The 4,937-nt window shown below is 48.0% G+C and carries 10 protein-coding genes; 6 read left to right on the top strand and 4 right to left on the bottom strand.

All coding sequences use genetic code 11. The annotated features are described in order from the left end of the window. From QUA16_RS35695 to ndhC, 4 genes are all read right to left on the bottom strand, one after another. A partial coding sequence (locus QUA16_RS35695) for a restriction endonuclease (RefSeq protein ID WP_333181768.1) occupies positions 1-395 on the bottom strand: 395 nt, incomplete at its 3' end. Positions 396-520: 125 nt separating this feature from the next. After that, positions 521-1,024, bottom strand: a complete 504-nt coding sequence (locus tag QUA16_RS35690; protein WP_333109395.1) for an NAD(P)H-quinone oxidoreductase subunit J — start codon at positions 1,022-1,024, stop codon at positions 521-523. Then, a complete protein-coding gene (ndhK, locus tag QUA16_RS35685) occupies positions 1,017-1,742 on the bottom strand; it encodes a photosynthetic/respiratory NAD(P)H-quinone oxidoreductase subunit K (protein WP_333084553.1) in 726 nt (241 codons plus the stop codon). Before ndhK ends, QUA16_RS35690 begins: the two co-directional genes overlap by 8 nt. After that, positions 1,733-2,095: a photosynthetic/respiratory NAD(P)H-quinone oxidoreductase subunit C gene (ndhC, locus tag QUA16_RS35680; RefSeq protein WP_006635500.1), complete on the bottom strand. Its 363-nt coding sequence runs from the start codon at positions 2,093-2,095 to the stop codon at positions 1,733-1,735. The genes ndhK and ndhC overlap by 10 nt, the downstream gene beginning before the upstream one ends. 543 nt (positions 2,096-2,638) lie before the next feature. Here ndhC and QUA16_RS35675 point away from each other — a divergent pair. From QUA16_RS35675 to QUA16_RS35650, 6 genes are all read left to right on the top strand, one after another. After that, entirely contained in the window at positions 2,639-2,974 is a 336-nt protein-coding gene (locus tag QUA16_RS35675) for a rubredoxin (RefSeq protein ID WP_333109400.1), read from the top strand. Continuing rightward, a complete protein-coding gene (locus tag QUA16_RS35670) occupies positions 2,961-3,974 on the top strand; it encodes a photosynthesis system II assembly factor Ycf48 (RefSeq protein WP_333109396.1) in 1,014 nt (337 codons plus the stop codon). Before QUA16_RS35675 ends, QUA16_RS35670 begins: the two co-directional genes overlap by 14 nt. Positions 3,975-4,030: 56 nt before the next feature. After that, positions 4,031-4,279 (top strand): cytochrome b559 subunit alpha, encoded by a 249-nt coding sequence (gene psbE, locus QUA16_RS35665; RefSeq protein ID WP_006635503.1) that lies wholly within the window; start codon positions 4,031-4,033, stop codon positions 4,277-4,279. Positions 4,280-4,299: 20 nt separating this feature from the next. Beyond that, positions 4,300-4,437: a cytochrome b559 subunit beta gene (psbF, locus tag QUA16_RS35660; RefSeq protein ID WP_006635504.1), complete on the top strand. Its 138-nt coding sequence runs from the start codon at positions 4,300-4,302 to the stop codon at positions 4,435-4,437. Between the two features lie 9 nt (positions 4,438-4,446). Then, positions 4,447-4,569, top strand: coding sequence for a photosystem II reaction center protein L (locus QUA16_RS35655; RefSeq protein ID WP_015176850.1), 123 nt, complete (start codon positions 4,447-4,449; stop codon positions 4,567-4,569). Positions 4,570-4,638: 69 nt separating this feature from the next. Further along, entirely contained in the window at positions 4,639-4,761 is a 123-nt protein-coding gene (locus QUA16_RS35650) for a photosystem II reaction center protein J (RefSeq protein ID WP_333109398.1), read from the top strand. Positions 4,762-4,937: the final 176 nt, after the last annotated feature.

The following is a 4,937-nucleotide window of genomic DNA, read 5'->3' as shown; positions in this document are numbered from 1 at the left end:
GTTCTTTCGGCACTTACGTAAATTGTATGCAAAATATTCAGGGTTGCAGTTCGTATCGTACTGTTGTCTGTCTTTTCGTAAACAAAGATAATCAGTGAATATCCCAGTCCAAAAATCTTTTGCCTTGCAGATTTAAAAGGACATGACGACTGCGGTTGCCTAATGCTTGTTACCTTCACGTCAACCAATATTCCTGGGAAATCGATGCCGCTTGCTGAATTGCCATCTATAAATTCATATTTTTGCTTGAGATAGAGTCTGAACTTTTGCTCCAAATATGTCCCAACAGCCTTTCCGTCTGTGATGCCGTAAAGCAGAGGTTCTGGGTGTTGAGACTCGGCGGCTGAAAATATTGCCGCCTCAGAACAAAGAATTTCTACGGTCAGAGTTGTCATAGGGAGTTGGCGGGTATCTGCGGTTAAAAAATCAAAATTAGCCAAAAAACAGAGGGCGGATTTCGCATAAAACTTGACCGCAAAAGTCCCATTTTATGCTCTAAACCCGCCCTCGCAAAACTCTATTAATAAGCGTCTTGCAATTCGTAGAAATCAGGGGAAATGTAATCTTTCCGCAGCGGCCAGCCTACCCAATCTTCGTTCATCAAAATCCGTTTCAGATTCGGATGTCCTTCATAGACTATGCCGTACATATCGTAGGATTCCCGCTCTTGAAAGTCGGCTGCTTTCCAAATCCAGTAGACTGATGGCACTCTGGGATCTTCGCGGGGAATGAATACTTTGACGCGGACTTCTTCAGGCTTGGAAGCATTGTCTGTCAGCTTAGCCAAGTGGTAGACGCTGACTAAATCTTGTCCCGGGCCTTGGTCGTAGGCGCACTGGCACTGCATATAATTAAACCCGTAGGCATACAGTGCTGTTGACATCGGAATTAAGAAGTCTCGATCGACCTTTAATATCTCCACGCCCAAATTATCGGCCGCTAAAGCTTCGTGTTCAAAGCCATTCTGAGTCAACCACTGGGAAACCTTCCCGGCTTCAACAATTGAGGTTTCTGTCTCAGCCACGGTTTACCTCCTGTTTTTGTCCTGCAAGCAGGGCCGGCGGTACTGGCATTCCCATTGCTTCGGTCAATTCTTTCGGAGGCGCCATCCGGCCGGGAACTGACAAGTATTTGCCATCCAAAATGTCGTCTACTACTTTCATCTTGTGGGGTCTGGTGTAGTAGCGGTGGGTTGGCAGCAAATTAGCCCGTTCTTGCATAGAATCGTTGGCGATTTTTTTCCGCAGTTTGATAATTGCGTCAATAATCGCTTCTGGGCGGGGGGGACAGCCGGGGATGTACACATCTACGGGAATCAGTTTGTCAACGCCTCTGACTGCTGTGGTGGAGTCTACGCTGAACATTCCGCCGGTGATGGTGCAAGCGCCCATCGCGATGACGTATTTGGGTTCGGGCATTTGTTCGTACAGCCGCACCAAGATGGGGGCGTACTTCATGGTAATTGTGCCGGCGGTGATGATCAAGTCGGCTTGTCGGGGACTCGATCGCGGTACTAAGCCGAATCTGTCGAAGTCAAAGCGCGAACCGATCAAAGCTGCAAATTCGATGAAGCAGCAAGCGGTACCGTAAAGCAGCGGCCACAAGCTCGAAAGTCTCGCCCAATTGTAGAGGTCATCAACCGTAGTTAGGATGACGTTCTCTGACAATTCGGATGTGACTTCAGGGCGAATAGCGGGGTTGACAATTAGAGGTTTTTGTGATTTGTCAGAACTTAAGACCATTCCAAGGCTCCTTTGCGCCATGCATAGACAAGAGCAATAACGAGGATCGTGATAAAAAACAAGGCTTCGATGAAAGCCAACAGTCCTAGCTGGTTGAAAGCAACCGCCCAAGGATAGAGGAAGACTGTTTCTACGTCGAAGATGACGAAGACCAGGGCGAACATATAATATCGGATGTTGAACTGAATCCAGGCTCCGCCGATTGGCTCGACGCCAGATTCGTAGGTAGTGCGGCGGTCGTAGGGACGACTTTTGGGCCGCAGTACCTTAGACGCCGTGAGGGCGAGGATAGGGACTAGGCTGGAAATTAACAGGAAGCCTAAGAAATACTCGTAGCCGCTGAGTGCAAACACGGTGAATAATTACTGCCTAGGTGAAAGGGTTCTGTAACTTGTCTTTACATTATATAGATTGTGGGTAGCTAAAATTACGAGTTAGTTGAGATTAATCCTCCATCTTCTGCAATAATTTTTAATGTATATTTTAAGATTAGCTTACCTACTCTTTTTGAGCTGTCAACTACCCCCGACGGCAAGTCGCGGGCTTCGGGCATAAAAACTGAAGCCCCAAGTTGATCAGCCTCAGTCCCCTTTCGGGGCTACGTTATCGGCAAGAGTTCAAGTTCACACCAAGGAATCCGTAGCTAGTTCCTTGCTCTGTAACCTAGGGATTAAACATCTGTAAGGGGTTAAGGAAGTGTCTCTGGGAAAGTACCGACCGATAACATTGGCGAAGCTAACATTACTGGAGTAGCAAGGCGCTTCCCGGCATACAGGGAAATGGATAAGCACTACTCCTCTACTTATCCAACCCCTTTCGGGGACTCTGAATTTATTCAGCGTCCTGTTTCATACGTGACCATCAAGGTACGCGGTTTCCACACTCCTAGAGATTTTATGAGCGATCGAGCTACTGAAACCAAAACCCTCGATCGGCACGAGTGCCGCGCCTGCGGCTACGTCTATGAGCCGAAAAAGGGAAATCCTAAAATTGACATTGCCCCGGGCACGGCTTTTGAAGATTTGCCCCAAACTTGGGTCTGTCCCGTTTGCGGGGCGCGCAAATCGGTGTTTCAAAATCTCGGTCAGATGGAAGGGGTATCGGGATTTAAGGCAAATCAGCGCTACGGTGTCGGTGTCAACGGCATGACCGAAGGTCAGAAAAGTTTGCTGATTTTTGGCGGCTTGGTCGTTGGTTTCTTGTTGTTACTTAGTATGTATGGTTTGCAGTAAAACGATTGTGAGATTTTGGCAACGAATTGTAATGTTATTGGCCGCTGCGCTCATCTGTACGAGTTGCAGCACCATCGGTTCTGTGAGTTACAACCCCTGGCAAGTGATTTCCTTGCCGACGGAAGCTAATTTGCAGGATATTGCCTTTACGGGCAATCCTCAGCACGGCTGGGTTGTGGGTTCTGAGGCGACTCTGCTCGAAACGCTCGACGGCGGTACTAGCTGGAAGTCCATAGCACTGGATATCGACGATCCTAGGTCGCGTTTTGCGTCGGTGAGTTTTTCGGGTTCCGAAGGCTGGATTGTCGGCCAGCCTTCTGTTTTGCTCCACACGAACGACGAGGGCCAGTCTTGGACGCGGATTGCTTTGAGCAGTCAGTTGCCAGGTTCTCCGAGTACGATCGCAGCATTGGGCCCGAATTCCGCCGAGATGACGACCGATGTCGGGGCGATTTACCGGACTTCCGACGGCGGCAAAAATTGGAAAGCTGTCGTGCAGGATTCTTTTGGGGTAGTTCGCAATATCAACCGTTCTGAAAACGGGCAGTATGTTGCGGTTTCCTCGAAGGGCAATTTCTACTCGGTGTGGAAACCAGGACAAGAAGCTTGGGAACCTCACAACCGCAATAGTTCTCGCCGCCTGCAAAATATGGGCTTTACCAAGGACGGGCGTTTGTGGATGCTCGCCCGCGGCGGTCAAATTCAGTTTAGCGATCCGTCCAATCCTGAAGGTTGGGGAAAACCGTTTTTTCCCGATCGCAAGGCGAGTTGGGGTTTGCTGGACATGGCTTACCGGACTGATAATGAAGTTTGGGTAGCCGGCGGCGGCGGCAATTTGCTGTGCAGTTTGGACGGCGGGAAAACTTGGCTAAAAGACCGCGAAGTTGAAGATGTTCCCGCTAATTTTTACAGGATTGTCTTTATGGGCCCCGATCGCGGATTTGTGATCGGCGCGAGCGGTACTCTACTTAAATATCAAGGTTCAGCGCAAGCTGCTTGATAGTAGAATAGTAAGAGAGATTGTCTGTCAATTTGTTGTTGAAAGGAGGATTCTAAATGGCTGGTACAACTGGAGAACGTCCGTTTGGGGACATTATTACAAGTATCCGTTATTGGGTAATTCACAGCATCACCATTCCGGCTTTGTTTATTGCTGGATGGCTGTTTGTGCAAACGGGTTTGGCTTACGATGCTTTCGGAACTCCTCGCCCTAACCAATATTTCACACCGCAGCGCGAAGAAGTGCCGATTATCTCGGATCGCTTTGAAGCTAAGAAACAAGTAGATCAGTTCATTGCCAAGTAATTTAACAAGGATTTGGAAAAATGACGAGTAGAACCCCAAATAATGAGCCAATTTCGTATCCGATTTTTACGGTGCGCTGGTTGGCAGTTCATACTTTAGGTGTCCCAACCATTTTCTTTTTGGGCGCGATCGCAGCAATGCAATTTATTCAACGATAGGAGTTTACAATGCCTGAGCGCGTTCCTAATCCCAACGAGCAGCCTGTTGAGTTAAACCGGACTTCTTTGTATTTGGGTTTGTTGCTGATTTTTGTTTTGGGTATTTTGTTTTCCAGTTATTTCTTTAATTAACTGGCGTCCCAGTTCGCTTTCGATAGTTTGATCGAATTTGTTTACCTGTAAATTAGTGAGGTGATGGCTATGTTTAGTGAAAGTGGCAGAATTCCTTTGTGGCTGGTAGCTACTGTTGCAGGCCTCGGTGTTCTCACCATTGTGAGTCTTTTCTTCTACGGTGCTTATGCCGGTTTGGGTTCTTCGATGTAAGGAGAATCAAGCTGATTTTCGGCTGTTAACCCCCCTTGAAAAAGGGGGGTTTTAATTATTAGGCGAATTGTGTTGGTAAATCTGGTATAGTCTTTCTCAGTAACATGAGGTGCTCTCGCGGGCATAGGGCATAGGGCATAGGGCATAGGGCATAGGGCATAGGGCATAGGGCATAG

Origin of the sequence: Microcoleus sp. S13_C3, assembly GCF_036700905.1 — a bacterium.
Taxonomy (GTDB): domain Bacteria; phylum Cyanobacteriota; class Cyanobacteriia; order Cyanobacteriales; family Microcoleaceae; genus Microcoleus.
This window is presented reverse-complemented; position numbering and strand designations above follow the sequence as displayed.